We start from the raw sequence: 20,759 nt of genomic DNA, 5'->3' as shown, positions 1-20,759 counted from the left end.
CCCGCACGCCTCGCGCACGGCCGCGCTGTGGGCGGTCTGGTTCGGCGTGAACTTCTCCTACTACGGCGCCTTCATCTGGATCCCGTCGCTGCTCGTCGCCGACGGGATGGACCTCGTGCAGTCCTTCGGGTTCACGCTGGTCATCACGCTCGCGCAGCTGCCGGGGTACGCCGCCGCGGCCGTGCTCGTGGAGCTGTGGGGGCGCCGGGCGACGCTCTCGACGTTCCTTGTCGGCTCCGCCGTCTCGGCGGTGCTCTTCGGCCAGGCCGACGGCGAGACGGCGATCGTGGCTGCCGGCATGGCGCTGTCGTTCTTCAACCTCGGCGCCTGGGGCGCGTTGTACGCTGTGACGCCCGAGGTCTACCCCACGACGCTGCGCGCGACCGGCGCCGGCGCGGCGGCCGGCTTCGGCCGGATCGCGTCGGTGCTCGCCCCGCTGTCGGTGCCCTGGTTCCTGGACGCCGGCACCGGCACCACCGGGCTGTTCGCCGTGTTCGCCGCGTTCTTCGCGCTCGCCGCCGCCGCGACCTGGGGCCTGCCGGAGCGGGCCGGCGACGCGCTCACCGAGTCCTGAACCCCGCGAGCCGCGCCCGCGGCAGCCGGTCGAGCACCGGCTCGAGCGCCTCGGCGACCTCGTGCGGGAGCGGCCGGTCGACCGGGTCGCGCTCGAGCATCGCCTCGACGATCTTGGCGACCTCGTGCGGCACGCGGTCCGGCAGCGGCCGCGGGTCGGCCGCCAGCTGCGGGTAGCGGTCGCGCAGGTCCGGGGCGTCCGGGTCGCCGTCGGCGAAGGCGCGGTGGCCGGCGACCGCCTCGAACAGGGTCGCCCCCAGCCCCCACACGTCGCTCGCGTGCCCCGGCGTACCCGTCGACGGCGGGTCGGTCTGCTCCGGCGCCATGTAGGCGTCGGTGCCGATCGGCGAGGTGAGTGCGGCGGCTGAAGCGACCGGGCGAGCGACCGAGAGGTCGATGAGCCGCGCCGGCGCCCCCATGATCACATTGCTCGGCTTGATGTCGAGGTGCGTCCAGCCGAGGTGGCGGAGGTAGTGCAGCGCCGAGGCGACCTCGATCGCGAGCGGGAGGTACTGCTGCTCCTGCAGCGGCCCGTAGCGGCGCACCAGCGTCGACAGGCGCGGCCCGTCGACCTGCTCGAGCACCACGTGCGGCCGGTCGCCGTCGAGCCGGTGGCGCAGCCCGCGGACGACGACCGGATGGTTGACGGTCGCGAGCGCCTCGACCTCGCGGCGCAGGCCGCGCAGGGCCGAGGCGTCCGCGACCAGCCCGGGACGCACGACCTTGACCACGACCGGCGCGTAGGTGATCTCGTCGAAGGCGAGGTACGCCTCGTACGACGACCCGCCGCCGAGCAGCTTCGCGGCGGTCAGCTCGGGGGTGATCGCGTCCCCCTCGGTCAGGTTCCAGCTGTCCCGGGCCACGGCTCAACGCCCCCGGGTGTCGTTGCGGGACGCGTCGTTGGTCTTGTTCTTGCTCCAGTCGCGCGTGCGGTCGCCGCCGTCACGCGTCCAGTCGCGGGTCAGGTCGCTGCGGCTCTTGTCGCGGTCGCGGCTGACCTTGGTGAACCGGCTGTTGGTGTTGTCGCGCGTGGACTTGCTGGCCCCGGTGTTCTTCGACCGCGTGTTGGTGTCGTCGGTGCGGTCGTTGGTGTCGTCGTCATCGTCGTCGTCGACGGCCATGACGACGTCGGGGCTGTCGTCCTTGCGCTGGTACACCGTGCCCCGGTCGTCCCGGTCACCGCGCTCGTCGTCGGCGAACGCCACCGGCGCGCCCCATGCGATCAGGCCGGCGCTCACGCCGCCCGCGACCGCCAGGACCCCGGTCCTCACCAGCTTGCTCATGTCCTCGTCCTCTCGTCCGTGTTCGTGCTGACGAGAAGGACTCTGCGGTCGCGCCGTGAGGCGACCGTGAGCCTCGGATGAGAGCGCCCTCATGGACCTGAGAGGAGACGGCAACGGGAGGAAGGTGGTGGGCGCAGAGGGGATCGAACCCCCGACCACCTCGTTGTAAGCGAGGTGCTCTACCGCTGAGCTATACGCCCGTGCCCGCTCGGGCGGCCACAGACTAGACGGTGGCGGTCGGCCTCACGAAAAGGGCCGTAAATGGAAGTTGAACCGCTGGCGTCTCGGGTCACCAGCGGTTCAACGAGCAGAACTCTAACCCCCGGCTCCGACACCCGTCCGGGCAACCCCGGAATCGCCGCGAGCGGTCTAGACGTGCGCGGTCAGCTGGCGCAGGTGCTCGTCGAGGTCGCGGCCCTCGGAGGTGGGGTTGTGGACCGACCAGCGCAGCACGCCCTCCCGGTCCACGACGTACGACGAGCGCCGCGGTGCGCCGGTCGCCTCGTTGAAGACGTCGTAGGCCCGGGCCACCTCGCCGTGCGGCCAGAAGTCCGAGAGCAGCGGGAAGTTCAGCCCGTCGGCGTCGGCGAAGGACCGCAGGGAGAACATCGGGTCGCAGGAGACGGCCAGCACCTCCGTGTCGAAGCTGAGGAACTCCGCCAGCCGGTCGCGCACCGCGGTCAGCTCGCCGGTGCACACGCCGGAGAACGCGAAGGGGAAGAAGAGGATCGCGACGGCCTTGGTCCCGCGGTACGACGACAGCGTGACGTCCTGGCCGAACTGGTCGCGCAGCGTGAAGTCGGGGGCCTCGCCCCCGAGCTGCAGTCCGCTCACTCGGTCCGGTCCTTCAGCTCGCGCTTGAGCACCTTGCCGGTGGCGTTGCGGGGCAGCTCGTCGAGGAACACGATCTCCTTGGGAACCTTGTAGCGGGCGAGGTTCTGCTTGACCCAGCCCTTCAGCTCGTCCTCGTCGGCCGACGCGCCGTTGCGCAGCACGACGAAGGCACGCAGCCGCTTGCCGTAGTCGGCGTCGTCGATCCCGACGGCGGCGACGTCGACGACGGCCTCGTGGCGGGCGAGGCAGTCCTCGACCTCCTTGGGGAAGACGTTCTCGCCACCGGACACGATCATCTCGTCGTCGCGGCCCTCGACGTAGATCCGGCCGTCGTCGCCGATGCGGCCGACGTCGCCGGTCGCCATCAGCCCGTCGATCATGTCCTTGCCGCCGCCCCCGGTGTAGCCCTCGAAGAGCAGGCTGTTGCCGACGAAGATCCGGCCCGAGACGCCCTGCGGCACCTCGCGGCCCTCGTCGTCGTACACCTTGACCGTCGTGCCCCACGGCGGCATCCCGGCGGAGGCAGGCGCCTCACGGAGGTCGACGGGGGTGGCGATGGAGGCGTAGGCGACCTCGGTCGAGCCGTAGATGTTGTAGAGGTTGTCCCCGAAGTGGTCCATCCAGGTCACCGCGAGGTCGCCGGGCAGCGCCGAGCCGGACGAGGCGACGACCTTGACGCTGTCGAGCGAGTGCCGCTGCAGGACCCCCTCCTCGAGACCGAGGATGCGCTGGAGGAACACCGGGATCACCGCGAGCGAGTCGCACCGGTGCTCCTCGACGGTCCGCAGGCAGTCCTCGGGGTCGAAGCGGCGCTTGAGCACGATCGTCGACCCCAGCAGCATCGCGAGCGCCAGGTGGGCGAAGCCCCAGGTGTGGAAGAGCGGCGCGGCGATGTGGGTGCGCCAGCCGTGCCGCAGCGGCATCCGGGACAGCAGCGAGATCGCGGCGTCGATGCCGGCCTCGTTGCGCGGCGCGCCCTTCGGCGTCCCGGTCGTGCCGGACGTGAGGATGATGATCCGCCCGTGGCGGTCCGGCGGGTCGAGGTCCGCGTCGTCGGCGCCGTCGACGAGCCCCTCGAGCGTGGGTACGCCGTCGTCCCCGGCACCGTCGTTCCCGTCACCCTCGACCCAGGCCAGCACCCGCTGCTCGACGTCGGCGTCCGCGAGCAGCTCGGTGAACTCCTCGTCGTGCACGACGACGGTCGGCTTCTCCCGCTCCAGCACGTCGACGAGCTGCGGGCCGGCGAACGCGGTGTTGAGGTAGAGCAGGTCGGCGCCGAGCTTGGCGGCCGCGACGGTGGTGTCGACGAAGCCGCGGTGGTTGCGGCACATGAGCGCGACCGCGTCGCCCTCGCCCACGCCGCGCGCCCGCAGCGCCCGGGCCAGTGCGTTCGACCGCCGGTGCATCTCGCCGAAGGTCAGCTCGCCGAGCTCGTCCACCAGGCCGACCCGGTCGGGGAAGCGCACGGCCAGCGTGGCGAAGCCACCGGCGGGGCCGGTCCCCCAGTCCTTGACCGTCCGCGCGAGGCGGACCAGGACGGCGGGCGGGTAGGGACGGATGATCCCGGAGGAGGCGAGCACCTTCGCGCCGGTGCCCGCAGCCGCGGCGCGGCCGAGGAGGTTCGAGAGCACGGGGGCGAACCTACGCGGGAGTCTTGGGGGCCACCAGGCGGGTCGCGGTCCAGTCCTTGCTCACGGCGGCGGTCGTCGTCTGCGACAACCCGGCGATCGGCGCCGCCTCGGCGATGTCCGCGGCGTCGACGGCGTTGGGCCGGCCGACCTTGGGGGTGAGCAGCCAGATCACGCCGCCGCCGACCAGGTCGGTGAGCGCGTCGACGAGGCCGTCGACCAGGTCGCCGTCCTCCTGGCGCCACCACAGGATCACGGCGTCGACGACGTTGCCGTGGTCACCGTCGACCATGTCGGCGTCGATGGTGTCCTCGATGGAGACGCGGAGGTCGTCGTCGGTGTCGTTGTCCCACCCGAGCTCCTGGACGACCATGCCCTGGGTGAAACCGAGCCGTTCGGCCGGTCCGTTGCCGGGTTGGTCGGCACTTGCGGCGCCGGTCCGGGTGGTCCCCCCACCCTCGGTCGAGCTCAACGTGGTCCTCCAGACGCGATCGGCACGACCGCGGTTCCGCGGCCGGTGTGGGGAGTAGTCCAGCGGAGTCGGCGCCGCGGCGCAAGCCGTCCCGACCTGCGGGAACGCCCCCGGGGAGGCGTTCGCACCGCCCCGCCCCGGCTACCGACGGGTAAATTCCCTCCCTCGACCCTGCGTGCAACGATGAACAGGTGACCGGAGAACCACCCACCACCTCAGGCACGCGCACGGGCTCGACCCCCTCGGTGATCCACGAGGGCCTGCCGACCCAGCTGCCGGACATCGACCCGGACGAGACGCACGACTGGCTCGACTCCTTCGACGCACTCGTCGACGAGCGGGGCCGCGAACGCGCGCGCTACGTCATGCTCCGCCTGCTCGAGCGGGCCCGCCAGAAGCAGGTCGGCGTGCCCGCCCTGCGGAGCACGGACTACATCAACACCATCCCGCCCGAGCGGGAGCCGTGGTTCCCCGGGGACGAGGAGGTCGAGCGGCGGATCCGCGCCTTCATCCGCTGGAACGCCGCCGTCATGGTGTCGAGCGCGAACCGCAAGGGCCTCGAGGTCGGCGGGCACATCGCGACGTACCAGTCCTCGGCGAGCCTCTACGAGGTCGGCTTCAACCACTTCTTCCGCGGCAAGGACCATCCCGGCGGCGGCGACCAGGTCTACATCCAGGGCCACGGCTCGCCGGGCGTCTACGCCCGCGCGTTCCTCGAGGGCCGGCTGACCGAGGAGCAGCTCTACCGCTTCCGCCAGGAGGTCCAGCACGGGCCGGGCGCCGGCCTGCCGTCGTACCCCCACCCGCGCCTGATGTCGGACTTCTGGGAGTTCCCCACGGTCTCCATGGGCCTGACCGGCATCAACTCGATCTACCAGGCGCGGTTCAACCGCTACCTGCACAACCGCGGCATCAAGGACACCAGCCAGCAGCGCGTCTGGGCCTTCCTCGGCGACGGCGAGATGGCCGAGCCCGAGTCGCTCGGCGCCATCGGCGTGGCCGCCCGCGAGGAGCTCGACAACCTCACCTGGGTCATCAACTGCAACCTCCAGCAGCTCGACGGCCCGGTCCGCGGCAACGGCAAGATCATCCAGGAGCTGGAGTCGACCTTCCGCGGCGCCGGCTGGAACGTCATCAAGGTCGTCTGGGGCCGCGAGTGGGACCCGTTGCTCGCCCGTGACGTCGACGGCGTGCTGGTCAACCAGATGAACACCACCCCCGACGGCGCCTTCCAGACCTACTCGGTCGAGGACGGCGGCTACGTCCGGGAGAGCTTCTTCGGCGGTGACCCGCGGCTGCGCCAGATGGTCGAGCACATGACCGACCAGCAGATCCAGAAGCTGCCGCGCGGCGGCCACGACTACCGCAAGGTGTACGCCGCGTTCGACTCGGCCACCAAGCACGTCGGGCAGCCGACGGTCATCCTGGCCAAGACCATCAAGGGCTGGACGATCGACGCCCTCGAGGGCAAGAACGCCACCCACCAGATGAAGAAGCTGACCCCGGCCGACCTCAAGAAGTTCCGGGACCGCCTCTACCTGCCGATCTCCGACCGCGACCTCGACCGCGCCTACGAGGAGACCGGCGCTGCGCCGTTCTTCCACCCGGGCACCGACGCACCGGAGATCGAGTACATGCTCGAGCGGCGTCGCCAGCTCGGCGGCTCGCTGCCCAAGCGGGTCGTGCGGTCCACGCCGCTGACCCTGCCGGGCGACAAGGCGTACGCCGAGCTCAAGCAGGGCTCGGGCAAGAACGCCGTCGCAACCACGATGGCCGTCGTCCGCCTCCTCAAGGACTGGATGAAGGACACCGAGATCGGCAAGCGGATCGTGCCGATCGCCCCGGACGAGTACCGCACGTTCGGCATGGACGCGATGTTCCCGAGCGCGAAGGTCTACAACCCGGCCGGCCAGAAGTACGAGTCGGTCGACCGCAACATGTTGCTCTCCTACAAGGAGTCCGCGCAGGGCCAGATGCTCCACGAGGGCATCTCCGAGGCCGGCGCCATGGCGTCCGCGACCGCAGCCGGCTCGGCGTACGCCACGCACGGCGAGCCGATGATCCCGTTCTACATCTTCTACTCGATGTTCGGGTTCCAGCGGACCGGCGACTCGATCTGGGCGATGGCCGACCAGCTGGCCCGCGGCTTCCTCATCGGCGCCACGGCCGGTCGCACCACGCTGACCGGCGAGGGCCTCCAGCACGCCGACGGCCACTCGCCGCTGCTCGCGGCGACCAACCCGGCGGTCGTGCACTACGACCCGGCCTACGCCTACGAGATCGCGCACATCATGCGGTCCGGGCTCGAGCGGATGTACGGCACCGGCGGGCCCGAGGGCCACGGCGAGGACGTCATCTTCTACCTCACCGTCTACAACGAGCCGGTCGCCCAGCCCAAGGAGCCCGACGACGTCGACGTCGACGGCATCCTCCGCGGCATGCACCAGGTCTCGCAGGCCGAGGGCGAGGGCCCGCGGGTCACGCTGATGGGCTCGGGCGTGGGCATGCCGTGGGTCGAGGACGCCAAGCGGATGCTCGCCGAGGAGTGGGGCGTCCAGGCCGACACCTGGTCGGTCACCTCCTGGAACGAGCTGGCCCGCGACGCCGTGGCAGCCGAGGAGTGGAACCTCCTGCACCCCGGCGAGGAGCCGCGGACGTCGTACGTCGAGGAGCGGCTGGTCGACGTCGAGGGCCCCGTCGTGGCGGTCTGCGACTTCATGCGGGCCGTCCCGCTGCAGATCGCCCGCTGGGTCCCCGGTGACTACCGCGTGCTCGGTGCGGACGGCTTCGGCTTCGCCGACACCCGCCCCGCCGCCCGCCGGTACTTCCACATCGACGCCCAGTCCGTCGTCGTGCAGGCCCTCCAGGCCCTCGCCGACGCCGGCCAGATCGACCGCTCCCAGGTCGAGAAGGCGTTCGAGACGTACCGGATCGACGACCCCACGGCCGTCTCCGGTGTGAAGCAGGAGGGCGGCGACGCCTGACCCGGCTGGTCGAGGAGGTTCCGCCAGGAACCGTCTCGAGACCCACCGAGCAAGAGCAGGGCGGTGACCACGTCGGTCACCGCCCTGCTCGCATCTCAGGCGCTGGTGATCTCGGTGACGGTCGCCATCGGCGTCGGCTCGGCCCGGCCGTCGACGAGCAGCTGGCGCACCCGGTCGCGGTCGTACGACGCCGGCTGGGTGGTCCTGATGAAGTCGTGCAGCAGCTTGGCGAAGCGCTCGGGGTGGTCCTTGTGCGGGAAGTGGCCGGCGTTGGGGATGATCTCGACCCGCGACCGCGGCGCGAGCTCCCCGGCGCGGCCTGCGTGCTGCACCGGGATGACGGTGTCGTCGCGGCCCCACACGACCGCCATCGGCATCTCCTCGGTCAGGTAGGCCCGGTCGGCCATCGTGACGACCTGACCCTTCCAGTCCACGACGCCGCGCACGACGTGCCGGATCGCGTGCCGGGCGGCGGGGTCCTTGAACGAGTCGTAGATCTCCGCCATCTCGCCGAGGTCGCGGGCGTGGCGCGAGGGCAGCGCGGTCATCAGCTGCATGCCCTTCTTGCCCACGTGCCGGATGCCCGGCAGCGTCAGCACGCCCATGACCTGGTGGAAGCCGGGCGTGGTCACGGCGCGGATCGCCGGCGTGACGTCGGGGCCGAGGCCGCCGGAGGCCACGAGCACCAGCCGCTCGGTGCGCTCGGGGTACTGGTAGGCGAACTGCATCGCCACGCCGCCGCCGAAGCTGTGGCCGACGACGGTGGCCTGCTCGATCCCCAGCACGGTGAGCAGGTCGCGCATGCCGTTGGCGAACCCGCCGAGGCTGTAGTCGGCCCGCGGCTTGTCCGACTGCCCGTGGCCCAGCAGGTCGGGTGCGATGACGGTGTAGCGCCGGGCCAGCAGGTCGATGACCGGCTCCCACGTCGTGTGGTTGCACCCGAGGCCGTGGAGCAGGAGGAGCGCCGGACCGGTGCCGACCTTCACGAAGGCACGGCGGTGGCCGTGGATCGTGACGTGCTGGACCTCGCGGGGCTTGTCGGGCACGGGGGCCTCCTGTGGGCGTCGTCGGCGCGGGAGCACTCGCCCCCCGGCCGTGCAGCACGATTGCGCGTCACCGGGGTGGTGCGCGTCCTCCGATCGGTCGGTCCGCCCCACCCCCGTCACTGGTCCGCAGACTAGCCTCGGGGCGTGCCGAGCCGTCGACCCGCTGTACCCCGCTCGCGCACCGCCGATGCGCTCCAGCGCGCCACCGGTGCGCTCAGCACCGCGGCCACCGCCCGGATGGACGCCGAGCTGCCGTGGTTCCGCGACCTGAGCGCCCAGGACCGCTCGTGGGTCGGCCTGATCGTGCAGGCCGGCATCCGCGGCTTCGTCGACTGGTTCCGCGCCGACGACGGCACTCCGGCGCCAGACGCCAACAAGCTGGCGGCATCGGTCTTCGGCGCCGCGCCCCGCGCGCTGGCCGGCGTCATCAACCTCCAGCAGACCGTCGACCTCGTGCGCCTGTCGATCGCGGTCGTGGAGAGCGACGTCGACCGGCTGCTCGACCCCGAGGACGTCCCCCTGGTCCACGCTGCGGTGCTCCGCTACGCCCGCGAGGTCGCGTTCGCCACCGCGGAGGTCTACGCCCGCGCCGCCGAGACCCGCGGCGCCTGGGACGCGCGCCTGGAGGCGCTCGTCGTCGACGCGGTGCTGCGCGCGGAGGCCGACGAGTCCGTCCTGAGCCGCGCCAGCGCGCTGGGCTGGGGCGCGGTCGGCGACGTCGCCGTGGTGCTGGGCTCGGTGCCCGAGGGCACGCCCGCCACCGACCTGCCCGAGGAGGTACGCCGTGCGGCGCGGGCCGCGGGCCTCGAGGCGTTGTGCGCGGTGCAGGGTGACCGGCTGGTGGTCCTGCTGGGGGGCGTCGACGACCCCCGGGTGGCCGCCGAGGCGGTCGTCGGCCGGTTCGGCGAGGGGCCGGTGGTGGTCGGACCCGCGGCCGACGACCTCAACGCGGCGTACGCCTCGGCCCGGGCGGCGGTCTCCGCCCACCGCGCCGCCGCCGGGTGGCCGGGTGCCCCGAGGCCGGTGCAGAGCATCGAGCTGCTGCCGGAGCGGGCGCTGGCCGGCGACGGGCACGCTCGGCGGCACCTGGTGGAGGAGGTCTACCTCCCCCTGGTGAGGGCCCGCGGCACGATGACGGAGACGCTGGCTACGTACCTCGACGAGGGGTCCTCGATCGAGGGGGCCGCGCGGACGCTCTTCGTCCACCCGAACACCGTCCGCTACCGCCTGCGGCAGGTCACCGCGCTGACCGGCTACTCCCCCACGCGTCCCCGCGACGCCTTCGTCCTCCGCATCGCGCTGGTCCTCGGCCGGCAGTCCGGTCGCACCGATTGAGGGCTACCCGCGACGCCGCGTCGGTTCTTGGAGGGTTCCCACAAAGACCGGCCGCCAGAGTTCGTGCGGGTCCGAGGCGAGGAGAGGGCCCCCGGCCGGGCAGGCTGGACCCGTGCTCGTCATCGTCGCTCCCGGTCAGGGCGCCCAGACCCCCGGCTTCCTCCGGCCCTGGCTGGAGGACCCGACCTTCGCCTCCCGCTTCGAGTGGCTCGCCACCGTGGCCGGGGTCGACCTGGTCACCCACGGCACCGAGTCCGACGCCGAGACCATCCGCGACACCCGGATCGCCCAGCCGCTGCTGGTGGCGACCGGCCTGGTCGCCGCCCTCGAGCTCTTCCCGCACCCGGCCGACGCGTTCGCCCGGATCGGCGCGGTCGCCGGCCACAGCGTGGGCGAGCTGACCGCCGCCGCCGGCGCGCGGGCGATCACCGCCGAGCAGGCGATGGTGCTGGTCCGCGAGCGGGGCAACGCGATGGCCGACGCCTCGGCGGTGACGCCGACCGGCATGACCGCCGTCCTCGGCGGCGACCGCGACGAGGTCCTCGCCGCGCTCGCCCGCCACGGCCTCACGGCCGCCAACGACAACGGGCCCGGCCAGGTCGTCGCCGCCGGCACCCTCGAGCAGCTCGCCGCGCTGGCCGACGACGCACCGGCCAAGGCGCGGCTGATGCCGCTCAGCGTCGCCGGCGCCTTCCACACCGAGCACATGCGCCCGGCCGTCGACCACGTCGAGCGGCTCGCCCGGTCGGTCTCCACCCACGACCCGCGCACCCGCGTCATCTCCAACCGCGACGGGCAGGTCGTCCACGACGGCCGCGAGGTGCTCCGCCGGATCGTGGGGCAGATCGCGAGCCCGGTCCGCTGGGACCTGTGCCTGGAGACCATGGCCGACCTCGGCGTCACCGGCATCCTGGAGATGCCGCCGGCCGGCACCCTGACCGGCATCGCCAAGCGCGCGCTCAAGGGCGTCGCGACCTTCGCGCTGAAGACCCCCGACCAGCTCGACGCGGCCCGCGCGTTCTGCGACGAGCACGGCGAGTCCGCGGAGATGGAGACCTCGCCGACCTGGCGGATGGTCGTCTCCCCGGTCAAGGGCACCTTCCACCTCGCCGGCGAGGCTGCGCGCACCGACGTGCTGGCCGCAGGCGCCCCGATCGGCGACGTCGCCAGCCTCCGTGACCGCGTCGCCGTCACCGCCGCCCACGGCGGGCAGGTCGTCGAGTGGCTCGTCGAGGACGGCGACCTGGTCTCCCCCGGCCAGCCGCTGGTCCGGCTCCACCCCGAGGGTGTGGCCTGAGTGCCCGCCACCCTCCGGGCCGCCACCGGCGCCCCGCACGCACGCATCCTCGGCATCGGCGCCTACCGGCCCCGCCGGGTCGTGCCGAACTCCGAGGTCGTCGACGCGATCGACTCCTCCGACGAGTGGATCCAGCAGCGCTCGGGGATCAAGCAACGACGCTTCGCCTCCGAGGACGAGACGATCGCGATGATGTCGGTCGCCGCCTCGCGCCAGGCGCTCGAGCGCGCCGGCATCGACGCCAAGCAGGTCGACTGCGTGGTCGTCGCGACCGTGAGCCACCTGGTGCAGACCCCGGCGGTCGCGACCGTCGTGGCCCACGAGCTGGGCACCGACCAGGCCGCCGCCTTCGACGTCTCGGCCGCCTGCGCCGGCTTCTGCCACGGCGTGGCGATGGCCGCGGACTTCGTCCGGGCCGGCAGCGCGCAGCACGTGCTGGTCGTGGGCGTCGAGCGGCTCTCCGACATCACCGACATGACCGATCGCGGGACCGCCTTCATCTTCGCCGACGGCGCGGGAGCCGCGGTCGTGGGTCCCAGCGACGTACCGGGCATCGGTCCGGTCGTCTGGGGCTCCGACGGCGAGCAGTCCGACCTCATCCGCTCGCGGCACGACTGGCGCGACGTGCTGACCGCCGACACCCCGGAGATGCCGCACCTGGTGATGCAGGGCAGCGCGGTCTTCCGCTGGGCCTCCTTCGCCATGGCCAAGGTCGCCCAGCAGGCGCTCGACCGCGCCGGCATCACCGTCGACGACCTCGACTGCTTCGTCCCCCACCAGGCCAACATGCGCATCACCGACGCGATGGCGCGCTCGATGAAGCTGCCCGCCAGCGTGCGGATCGCCCGCGACATCGCCGAGCAGGGCAACACCTCCGCCGCGTCCATCCCGCTCGCCCTGGACCGGATGGTCGCCGAGGGCGACGCCCGATCCGGCGACACCGCACTGCTCGTCGCCTTCGGTGCCGGCCTGGCGTACGCCGCCCAGGTCGTCACCGTCCCCTGACCCGCACCACCCCACAACCCGAGAGGAACCCGCACATGGCAACCACCGAGGAGATCCGCTCCGACCTCGCCGAGATCGTCAACGAGGTCGCCGGCGTCGACGCCGCCGACGTCCAGCTCGACAAGGCCTTCGTCGAGGACCTCGACGTCGACTCCCTGTCGATGGTCGAGGTCGTCGTCGCCGCCGAGGAGAAGTTCGGCGTCTCGATCCCCGACGACGAGGTCAAGAACCTCCGCACCGTCGGCGACGCCGTGGCCTTCATCGAGCGCGCCTCGGCCTGACCGGTCACGGCCGGCCCACCAGCAGCACCGCCCCGCACGTCCCCGCCCCGAGGAGCAGCCACATGTCCGCCACGCGCGTCGTCGTCACCGGCCTGGGAGCCACCTCCCCGGTCGGCGGGGACGTCCCCTCCACCTGGTCCGCCCTGCTCGAGGGTCGCTCGGGCGTCGCCCCCCTCAGTGAGGAGTGGGCCGAGCCGCTCGGCGCCCGGATCGCGGCGCAGGTCGCGGTCGAGCCCAGCGAGACCCTGGACCGGGTCAAGGCGCGCCGGATGGACCGCTCCGGCCAGCTGGCCATGGTGGCTGCCCTCGAGGCGTGGGGCGACGCCGGCCTCTCCGGCACCGCCGCCGAGGCCGGGGTCGACCCCGAGCGGTTCTCGGTCGCGATGGCCTCCGGCATCGGCGGCGTCACGACGCTGCTCACCAACTACGACGCCCTGCTGGCCAAGGGCCCGCGCCGGGTCTCGCCGCTGGCGATCCCGATGCTCATGCCCAACGGCCCCGCCGCGGGCATCGGGCTGGCGCTCGGCGCGAAGTCCGGCGTGCACACGCCGGTCTCCGCGTGCGCGTCCGGCAACGAGGCGATCGCGCTCGGCATCGACCTCATCCGGCTCGGTCGCGCCGACATCGTCGTCTGCGGCGGCACCGAGGCGGCGGTCCACGCGCTGCCGATGGCCGCGTTCGGCCAGATGATGGCGCTGTCGAAGCGCAACGACGACCCCGCCGCGGCCTCGCGTCCCTGGGACAAGGGTCGCGACGGCTTCGTCCTCGGTGAGGGCGCGGCGGCGTTGGTGCTGGAGTCCGCCGAGCACGCCGCGGCCCGCGGCGCCCGCGTGTACGCCGAGGCGGGCGGCGCCGGCATCACCGCCGACTCCCACGACATCGCCCAGCCCGACCCCGTCGGCGCCGGCGCCACCCGCGCCATGCGATTCGCGCTCCGCGACGCCGACCTGTCCCCCGACGACGTGGCCCACATCAACGCCCACGCGACGTCGACCCCGCAGGGCGACGTCGCCGAGGCGCTCGCGATCCGCAACGCGCTCGGCGGCGCGTCCTCCGGCGCGGTCGTCACCTCGACGAAGTCGATGACGGGACACCTGCTCGGCGCCGCCGGTGCGCTGGAGTCGGTCGCGACCGTGCTCGCGCTCCACCACCGCACCGTGCCGCCCACGATCAACCTCGAGAACCCCGAGGACGTCGGCCTCGACCTGGCCGACAAGGTGCGGGACCTGCCGGCCGGCGACGTCGCCGCGCTCAACAACTCCTTCGGCTTCGGCGGCCACAACGTCGCCCTCGCCTTCCGGAGCGCCTGATGACCCAGGCCCCCGCCGCGCCGCGCACGGCGGTCAAGGTCCCCCGCGAGCAGGACCCCCGCCACCCCGTGACCCGGCTGCGGGCCCTGCTCGACGACGACACCCTGGAGCTGATCACCGCCGACGACGACTCCGGCATGGTCGCCGCCGTCGGCACCGTCGACGGCGCCCGCGTCGTGGCGTTCTGCTCCGACGCGACCGTCATGGGCGGAGCGATGGGCGACCGCGGCTGCCAGGTCGTCGTCGACGCCTACCACCGCGCGATGACCGACGGCGTGCCGATCATCGGCCTCTGGCACTCCGGCGGCGCCCGGCTCGCCGAGGGCGTGCTCTCCCTCCACGCCGTCGGCCGGATCTTCAAGGTGATGACCCAGGCCTCCGGGCGCGTCCCGCAGGTCTCCGTGGTGCTCGGTCCCGCCGCCGGCGGCGCGGCGTACGGCCCCGCCCTCACCGACGTCGTCATCCTCGGCCCCGAGGGCCGGATCTTCGTCACCGGGCCCGACGTCGTCCGCTCGGTCACCGGCGAGGACGTCGACATGCTCCGCCTCGGTGGTCCCGAGCCGCACGGGCGGCGCTCCGGCGTCGTCCACGTGCTCGCCGAGTCCGAGCGCGAGGCGCTGGACCGCGCCCGCGAGGTCGCCAGCCTCCTGGGCGCGCAGGGCAGCCTGCGCGTCGACGACGTCGAGGACCGCGACCTCGAGGCGCTGCTGCCGGAGTCGCGCCGCCGTGCGTACGACGTGCACCCGCTGGTCGAGGGCGTGCTCGACGAGGGCACCGCGCTGGAGCTGCACGCGAAGTGGGCGCCGAACATCGTCACCGCGCTGGGTCGCCTCGGCGGCCGGACCGTCGGCGTCGTGGCCAACAACCCCCTGCGCCTCGGCGGCTGCCTCGACTCCCTGTCGGCGGAGAAGGCCAGCCGCTTCGTGCGGATGTGCGACGCGCTGGGTGTGCCCCTGGTCGTCCTCGTCGACGTGCCCGGCTACCTGCCCGGCGTCGGCCAGGAGTGGGACGGCGTCGTACGCCGTGGCGCGAAGCTGCTGCACGCGTTCGGCGAGTGCGTGGTCCCGCGGGTGACGCTGGTGACCCGCAAGACCTACGGCGGCGCCTACATCGCGATGAACTCCCGGTCGCTCGGCGCGACGAAGGTCTTCGCCTGGCCCGGCGCAGAGGTGGCCGTCATGGGCGCCGTCGCGGCGATCCGCGTGCTGCACCGGCGCCGCCTGGCCGAGGTCGCCCCCGAGATCCGCCCGCAGGTCGAGGCCGAGCTGGCCGCTGAGCACGAACGGCTCGCCGGCGGCGTCGACAAGGCGGTCGAGATCGGCGTCGTCGACGAGGTCGTCGACCCCGCTGCCACCCGCTCCGCCCTGGCGCGGGCGATCGACGCCGCGGTGCAGGCCGAGGGTGTCCGGCACGGCGTGCACGGGAACATCCCGCTCTGAGCGGGTGCCGCCGGGTGGACCCCGGTGTGGCGCTCACCACTTCTGGGGAATGATGGGGCCATGCCCGGACCCAGCCGCGCCCTCGTCCGCCTGCTGCTCGCCGCGCTCCTCGGCGCGCTCGTGCTGCCGGGGACCCTCGTCCTCGGTGCGGCACCCGCGGGCGCCGCCCAGCTCCCCGTCGAGCCGTCGTGGGGCAAGACCTCCGCGCCCAACGCGGTCCTGGCCAAGGGCTGCAAGAAGTACGCCTACCGCTACAAGCTGACCCTCCCGACCGACGACTGGGAGGTCGACCTGGTCATCAAGGACCCGCGCGGCGACAAGATCGCCTCGGCGTACCTCCTCAGCGACAGCGAGCCGACCCGCGACAAGCGCTGGTTCCGGCTGTGCGGCGCGTCGACCAAGCCGGGCCGCTTCACGATCCGGGCGAAGGTGTCCTCCTGGGACGGGTGGGAGGAGGACGAGCGCCGCCTGCCCAACAGCCACTTCCGGCTGCGCCGGCGCTGACGCCGGTGGTCAGCTGACGCCGACGGCGTGACCCGGCCGGGAGACCTCCCTGGTCGACCCCGGGTCAGACCACCTGGTGCAGCCAGCGGACCGGCGCGCCGTCACCGGCGTGGCGGAAGGTCTCGAGCTCGTCGTCCCAGGGCTTGCCGAGGAGCTTGTCGATCTCGACCAGCAGCGTCGTGTCGCCGAGGGCCGCCTTGACGACGGCTGCCTTCAGCCGGTCCTCGGGGATCATGATGTCGCCGTGCAGACCGGTCACGGCGTGGAAGACGCCGAGCTCGGGGGTGTAGGAGTAGCGAGCGCCCTCGGTGCCCGAGGTCGGCTCCTCGGTGACCTCGAAGCGCAGGTGGTTCCACCCGCGCAACGCCGAGGCGATGGCGGCAGCCGATCCGGGCGCGCCGGTCCAGGACAGCTCGGCGCGGTAGGTGCCCGCCTGCGCCGGCTGGGGGGTCCAGTCGGCGTTGACGGCAGCACCCAGCACACCACCGACGGCCCACTCGATGTGCGGGCACAGCGCGGACGGCGCTGAGTGGACGTACAGGACGCCCCTCGTCGCGGTGCGGGTAGCAGTGCGTGCGGTCACCGTGACCTCCTTCTTCCTCCGGCGCGAGCTACGCCTTCCCCAGCGGTCTCGTGTCGGTCGAAGTCAGTCGAAGATGACAACGATGTAGTTGTGCTCCCATTGTTACCCACAAACCGCCTGAGCACCAGCGGTACGCACCAGGCGCGGGTCGCGCGTCGGCTCAGGAACTCCCGGAGGCGGCCACCGGGCGGCGCGGACCGAGGCCGAGCACGGTGCCCAGCACCTCCTCGGCGATCCCCAGTCCGCCCAGGTGGCTCTCGCCGTCGATCGCGGTGATGCTGGCGTCCGGCAACCGGTCGACGACGTGCTTGCCGTGCCGGAAGGGCACGATGTGGTCGGCGTCGCCGTGCCACCAGCGCACCGGCACGGCGACGTCGGCCAGCCGGAAGCCCCAGTCGCGGGTGAACAGCACGATGTCGGCCAGGGGCGCGGAGGTCTGGAAGCGGCTGCCGTTGAGCAGGTCGTCGACGAACATCGCCTTGAACTCCGGGCGCCCGAGCAGCCGCCGGTCCCCCTCCGGCTGCACGGCGGCGTACAGGTCCAGGAAGGTGCCGGCGATCGGCCGCACCACCCGGATCAGCTGGGTCAGGCCGAACCCGAGCGGTAGGCGGGTCGCCGCGACGAGCGGCGCCAGTCGCACGGCGAGCTGGATGGGGCCGCCCGGGGCGGCGTCGGGCCCCACGGTCGGCGCGACGCCGCCGAGCACGCCGACGCCGTGCACGCGGTCCGGCATCGCCGCGGCGGCGGCCAGGGCGTACGGCGCCCCGCCGGAGAGGCCGACGAGCCGCAGGGTGTCGACCGCCAGCGTGTCGAGGAGGATCGCCAGGTCGCGCGTCCAGTCCGCGACGTCGGGATAGAGGTACGGCGTCGACGTGCCGATCCCCGGCCGGTCGATGCCGATGATCCGCACGCCGCGGGCGTCGGCGAACGCCCGCGCCTCGAGCGGGATCTGCCGACGGCCCCCGGGCGTGCCGTGCATCCAGATGATCGCCGGGCCGCGCGGGGCGCCGTACTCCGCGAAGCTGAGCCGCCGCCGGCCGCGGACCGCCACCGTGCCCTCGAGGCCGGGCCGCTCGATGTCCGTCACAGCCGGGAGTGTGCCACGGGTCACGCCGTGGCGGCCGGGCCGCGCACGATCCGGGTCGGACCCGGGTCGACGACGTTCGCCGGCTCGGCCAGCGCACCGAGCACCGTCCCCGGGTCAGCCACGCCGTCGACCCTGCCGGCGCCGCGGCCGGCCGGCAGGTGGTCGGCCACCAGGTCGAGCACCACGCAGGTGACGTTGTCCCGGCCGCCCGCCGCGAGCGCTGCGTCGACGAGCGCGGCGGTCGCGGCGGCGGGGGTGCCTGCGCCGAGCAGCGCGGCGATGTCCTCGTCGCCGACGAGGTCGGTGAGCCCGTCGCTGCAGACGAGGAGCCGGTCCCCCGCGAGCGCGTCGACCGGGACGAGGTCGACACCCTGGTCGGCCGGGTCGCCGTCCATGGAGCGCAGCACGACGTTGCGCCACGGGTGGCGGGCGACGGCGTCGCGCCCCAGCTGGCCGGACGCGACCAGGTGGGCGACGTAGGTGTGGTCGGTCGAGAGCTGGGTGAGCGTCCCGTCGCGCAGGCGGTAGGCGCGCGAGTCGCCGACGTGGCCGAGCACGACCCGCTCGCCGTCGCAGAGCAGCACCGTGAGCGTCGTGGCCATGCCGAGACGCGTGAGGTCGTGCTGGATGGCCCGCCGGATGCCCGACCGTCCGCGGTCCGTGCCCGCCGCGAGCACCTGCTCGAGCGTGCCGGTCACCTCGGCGGGCGCACCGGCTGCGGCCATCGCGGCCGCCGCCTCGACGACCCCCGAGGCGACCGTGGCGGACGCGATCTCTCCAGCAGCGGCGCCCCCGACCCCGTCGGCCACGAGCCCGATGTGCGCGGCCACGAACCCCGAGTCCTCGTTGTGCTCGCGCACGTGGCCGACGTGGCTCGCACCGGCGCCCGAGAAGCGCAGCATCGTTCCTCCTCACGACTCCGGGGCAGTGAACAGTCCGCCGACGACCGGGTCAAGGACGACCACGGGGTACCCGACGCGGAACGTCCGCAAGCAGGGTGTGGCGTGCCCTACTCTCTCGCCATGACCACCGCCGGGGTGCCGCTCGAGGTCAGCGCCCGTCGACGCGTGGTCCGGTGGGCCGTGATCGGGGCGCTGGTGCTCGCCCTGGCCGTGGTGGTGGCGTGGTACGCCGCGCACCCGCCGGCTCTGGCCACCTCGGCCGACACCCACCGGGCGTCGACCCCCGTGGGCACGCCGGTGTACGTCGGCATGTACGCCGCCGCGTCCGACCGCACGCTGAGCGTCGACGGGGTCAAGGTGCACGCGACCGCGAACACGGACGTCGAGGTCGCGCCCCTGCTCTGCAAGGGCGGGTCGCTCGTGGTCACCTCCGACCCCGGGGCGTTCTGCCGCGAGCTCGTGGCACCGGCGGGCGAGCGGCTCCAGCCCGGCGACTCGGTCGTGGTCGAGGTGCGCGCGGACGTTCCGGCCGTCGTGGTGCTCGACCGGGTCCGGATCGGCTACCAGGACGGCATCCGCGCGGCGACCCAGCCGGCGGGCGTGGAGAACGCCATCGTCACCGTGCTGGGCCGCTGAGCGTCACCCCACCGGTCAGTCCTGCGGGATCCGCTTCTCGAGCGCCTCGGCGCGGTCCGCGGCGTCGGTGATCTCGTCGCTGTCGATGGCGTGCGTGCGGTGGAACCACGCCAGCGCATCAGTCAGCCGGCCGGCGGCCTCGAGGGTGTCGGCGTACGTGTACCGCAGCCGCACGACCCACGACGCGCGGGTCTTCGAGGTCAGGGGCGCGAGCTCCAGCGTGCGCAGCGCGGCGTCCAGCTGACCCATGTCGCGGCGGGCACCCGCCTCGACGATCGTCATCTCCGCCTTGGCCTCCGGCGCGAAGTTCGCGACCGACGGGCTCTTGGCGAGCTTGAGCGACTGGTCGGGGTTCCCGAGGGCGCGGTGGCAGTCGGCCATGATCGGCAGGTACGCCGGCGACCCGTTCATCCGCTTGGCCGCCCGCAGCTCGGCGAGCGCCTCGGCGTAGTGACCAGCGGCGTACGCCGCCTCGCCGGCCGCCTCGCGCACGACGGCGAGCCGCGGCGCGCGGGACCGGGCAGCCAGCGTGTGCTGGTAGGCGGTCTCCGGGTCGGTGTCGATCAGCGACCCGGCTGCGGCCAGGTGCCGGGCGACCCGCGCAGCGAGCTTCTCGGGCATGCCCTTGAGCTGCGCGGTGATGGCGCGGTCGAGCTCCTTGCCGGTGATGTCCGCCGGCAGGTCGGGACCGTCGTAGCGCGCCTGCTCGGCGGTGCGGTCACCCTGCTTGTCGGCCGGGCGCTTCCAGTCCGACGAGCGACCGCCACGCTCGGGTCGGCCGCCACGTTCCGGACGGTCTCCGCGTTCCGGACGGCTGCCGCTGCGCCGGTCCCGCCGGTCGTCACTGCGCGGCTCGAACCGCTCCGACCGCTCGCTCGAGCGGGAGGAACGTCCTGCCCCGGCGCCCTTCTCGGGGCGCCCGGAGCCGGGCTTGTCGGGACGACCACGGCCACCCCCGGTCGGCTTGCCGCCACGGGGCCCACCGGACCGGCTCCCGCCGCCCGCCCCCTGGGACGGACGCTGGTTGCGACGCTCCTCGGCCACGGTTCACCTCTGCACTTCCTGGTCCGACGGGACCGTTCCACCGTAGATCTGCTGCACAAACACGTAGAGGCCACCTTGCGGTGGCCTCTACGAAGTGTATGTCCGGCGGCGTCCTACTCTCCCACAACCTCGCGGTTGCAGTACCATCGGCGCTGAAAGGCTTAACTTCCGGGTTCGGGATGGGACCGGGTGTTTCCCTTTCGCTATGGCCGCCGTAACTCTAGCGGTCCACACTCCCCGCGGCCGTGACGCATCTGCGCCGGACGGGTGGTGTGTTCCAAGCCTCTATTCACCTGTAGCGGTGCGCTGGTCGTCCGCATAAGCGACGTGGCGCACCCTTCTGGGTGTGTTCTGGATTCGTGGACGCGAGCACTCTGCTTGCAACACCCTGTGTGGTTGTTGTCTTGGTTGAGTGGTTGTGGGACAAGCCCTCGGCCTATTAGTACCGGTCGGCTAGGCATTACTGCTGTACACCTCCGGCCTATCAACCCAGTGTTCTGCTGGGGGCCTTACCCA

The 20,759-nt window shown here is 73.0% G+C and carries 20 protein-coding genes, 1 tRNA gene and 2 rRNA genes; 10 read left to right on the top strand and 13 right to left on the bottom strand.

The features are described 5' to 3' along the window. A partial coding sequence (locus G6553_RS19385; RefSeq protein ID WP_166196552.1) for an MFS transporter occupies positions 1-574 on the top strand: 574 nt, incomplete at its 5' end. On the opposite strand, the gene G6553_RS19380 is transcribed toward G6553_RS19385, so the two are convergent. The 6 genes from G6553_RS19380 to G6553_RS19355 form a co-directional block, all read right to left on the bottom strand. Continuing rightward, on the bottom strand, positions 561-1,436 hold the full coding sequence (locus G6553_RS19380; RefSeq protein ID WP_166196550.1) for a serine/threonine-protein kinase: 876 nt from the start codon (positions 1,434-1,436) through the stop codon (positions 561-563). The genes G6553_RS19385 and G6553_RS19380 overlap by 14 nt on opposite strands. A 3-nt stretch (positions 1,437-1,439) precedes the next feature. After that, a complete protein-coding gene (locus G6553_RS19375; RefSeq protein WP_166196548.1) occupies positions 1,440-1,856 on the bottom strand; it encodes a hypothetical protein in 417 nt (138 codons plus the stop codon). A 125-nt stretch (positions 1,857-1,981) separates the two neighbouring features. Next, positions 1,982-2,056 (bottom strand) — tRNA-Val (locus G6553_RS19370). A 169-nt stretch (positions 2,057-2,225) separates the two neighbouring features. Further along, positions 2,226-2,690, bottom strand: a complete 465-nt coding sequence (locus G6553_RS19365) for a peroxiredoxin (protein WP_166196546.1) — start codon at positions 2,688-2,690, stop codon at positions 2,226-2,228. Continuing rightward, a complete protein-coding gene (locus G6553_RS19360) occupies positions 2,687-4,321 on the bottom strand; it encodes an AMP-binding protein (RefSeq protein WP_166196544.1) in 1,635 nt (544 codons plus the stop codon). The genes G6553_RS19365 and G6553_RS19360 overlap by 4 nt, the downstream gene beginning before the upstream one ends. A 10-nt stretch (positions 4,322-4,331) precedes the next feature. After that, positions 4,332-4,790, bottom strand: a complete 459-nt coding sequence (locus G6553_RS19355) for a DUF3052 domain-containing protein (protein WP_166196542.1) — start codon at positions 4,788-4,790, stop codon at positions 4,332-4,334. A gap of 245 nt (positions 4,791-5,035) precedes the next feature. Here G6553_RS19355 and aceE point away from each other — a divergent pair, with 245 nt between their 5' ends. Next, positions 5,036-7,774 carry a pyruvate dehydrogenase (acetyl-transferring), homodimeric type gene (gene aceE, locus G6553_RS19350; protein WP_347565812.1) on the top strand — a complete coding sequence of 913 codons (2,739 nt, stop codon included), beginning with the start codon at positions 5,036-5,038 and terminating at the stop codon, positions 7,772-7,774. 95 nt (positions 7,775-7,869) lie between these two features. Here aceE and G6553_RS19345 read toward each other — a convergent pair whose 3' ends face one another. After that, on the bottom strand, positions 7,870-8,820 hold the full coding sequence (locus tag G6553_RS19345; RefSeq protein WP_347565811.1) for an alpha/beta fold hydrolase: 951 nt from the start codon (positions 8,818-8,820) through the stop codon (positions 7,870-7,872). Between the two features lie 144 nt (positions 8,821-8,964). Here G6553_RS19345 and G6553_RS19340 point away from each other — a divergent pair, with 144 nt between their 5' ends. The 7 genes from G6553_RS19340 to G6553_RS19310 all read left to right on the top strand — a co-directional run bounded on the left by G6553_RS19340 (position 8,965) and on the right by G6553_RS19310 (position 15,991). After that, positions 8,965-10,155, top strand: a complete 1,191-nt coding sequence (locus G6553_RS19340) for a helix-turn-helix domain-containing protein (RefSeq protein WP_347565810.1) — start codon at positions 8,965-8,967, stop codon at positions 10,153-10,155. Positions 10,156-10,267: 112 nt separating this feature from the next. Next, entirely contained in the window at positions 10,268-11,452 is a 1,185-nt protein-coding gene (locus G6553_RS19335) for an acyltransferase domain-containing protein (protein WP_166196538.1), read from the top strand. After that, positions 11,453-12,457 carry a beta-ketoacyl-ACP synthase III gene (locus G6553_RS19330; protein WP_166196536.1) on the top strand — a complete coding sequence of 335 codons (1,005 nt, stop codon included), beginning with the start codon at positions 11,453-11,455 and terminating at the stop codon, positions 12,455-12,457. Between the two features lie 35 nt (positions 12,458-12,492). Next, positions 12,493-12,738 (top strand): acyl carrier protein, encoded by a 246-nt coding sequence (locus tag G6553_RS19325; RefSeq protein ID WP_154616258.1) that lies wholly within the window; start codon positions 12,493-12,495, stop codon positions 12,736-12,738. Positions 12,739-12,800: 62 nt separating this feature from the next. After that, positions 12,801-14,048: a beta-ketoacyl-ACP synthase II gene (locus G6553_RS19320; RefSeq protein WP_166196534.1), complete on the top strand. Its 1,248-nt coding sequence runs from the start codon at positions 12,801-12,803 to the stop codon at positions 14,046-14,048. Next, positions 14,048-15,487 (top strand): carboxyl transferase domain-containing protein, encoded by a 1,440-nt coding sequence (locus tag G6553_RS19315; protein ID WP_166196532.1) that lies wholly within the window; start codon positions 14,048-14,050, stop codon positions 15,485-15,487. The genes G6553_RS19320 and G6553_RS19315 overlap by 1 nt, the downstream gene beginning before the upstream one ends. A 60-nt stretch (positions 15,488-15,547) precedes the next feature. Then, positions 15,548-15,991 (top strand): hypothetical protein, encoded by a 444-nt coding sequence (locus G6553_RS19310; protein ID WP_166196530.1) that lies wholly within the window; start codon positions 15,548-15,550, stop codon positions 15,989-15,991. Between the two features lie 64 nt (positions 15,992-16,055). Here the strand turns inward: G6553_RS19310 and G6553_RS19305 are convergent, their stop codons facing one another. The 3 genes from G6553_RS19305 to G6553_RS19295 all read right to left on the bottom strand — a co-directional run bounded on the left by G6553_RS19305 (position 16,056) and on the right by G6553_RS19295 (position 18,563). Beyond that, the gene (locus G6553_RS19305) at positions 16,056-16,574 is read right to left on the bottom strand and encodes a DUF3145 domain-containing protein (protein ID WP_166196528.1); all 519 of its coding nucleotides are present in this window, start codon (positions 16,572-16,574) and stop codon (positions 16,056-16,058) included. A gap of 160 nt (positions 16,575-16,734) precedes the next feature. After that, positions 16,735-17,661 carry an alpha/beta hydrolase gene (locus G6553_RS19300; protein WP_166196526.1) on the bottom strand — a complete coding sequence of 309 codons (927 nt, stop codon included), beginning with the start codon at positions 17,659-17,661 and terminating at the stop codon, positions 16,735-16,737. A 20-nt stretch (positions 17,662-17,681) separates the two neighbouring features. Next, a complete protein-coding gene (locus G6553_RS19295; RefSeq protein ID WP_166196524.1) occupies positions 17,682-18,563 on the bottom strand; it encodes a protein phosphatase 2C domain-containing protein in 882 nt (293 codons plus the stop codon). A 120-nt stretch (positions 18,564-18,683) separates the two neighbouring features. Here G6553_RS19295 and G6553_RS19290 point away from each other — a divergent pair, with 120 nt between their 5' ends. Continuing rightward, entirely contained in the window at positions 18,684-19,199 is a 516-nt protein-coding gene (locus G6553_RS19290) for a hypothetical protein (protein ID WP_166196523.1), read from the top strand. 15 nt (positions 19,200-19,214) lie between these two features. Here the strand turns inward: G6553_RS19290 and G6553_RS21480 are convergent, their stop codons facing one another. The 3 genes from G6553_RS21480 to G6553_RS19275 all read right to left on the bottom strand — a co-directional run. Then, positions 19,215-20,243, bottom strand: a complete 1,029-nt coding sequence (locus tag G6553_RS21480; protein ID WP_166196521.1) for a tetratricopeptide repeat protein — start codon at positions 20,241-20,243, stop codon at positions 19,215-19,217. A 100-nt stretch (positions 20,244-20,343) separates the two neighbouring features. After that, a 5S ribosomal RNA gene (gene rrf, locus G6553_RS19280) occupies positions 20,344-20,460 on the bottom strand. Positions 20,461-20,662: 202 nt separating this feature from the next. After that, positions 20,663-20,759, bottom strand: a 23S ribosomal RNA gene (locus G6553_RS19275); the annotation flags it as partial.

Origin of the sequence: Nocardioides sp. IC4_145 (assembly GCF_011250565.1) — a bacterium.
Lineage (GTDB): Bacteria > Actinomycetota > Actinomycetes > Propionibacteriales > Nocardioidaceae > Nocardioides.
This window is presented reverse-complemented; position numbering and strand designations above follow the sequence as displayed.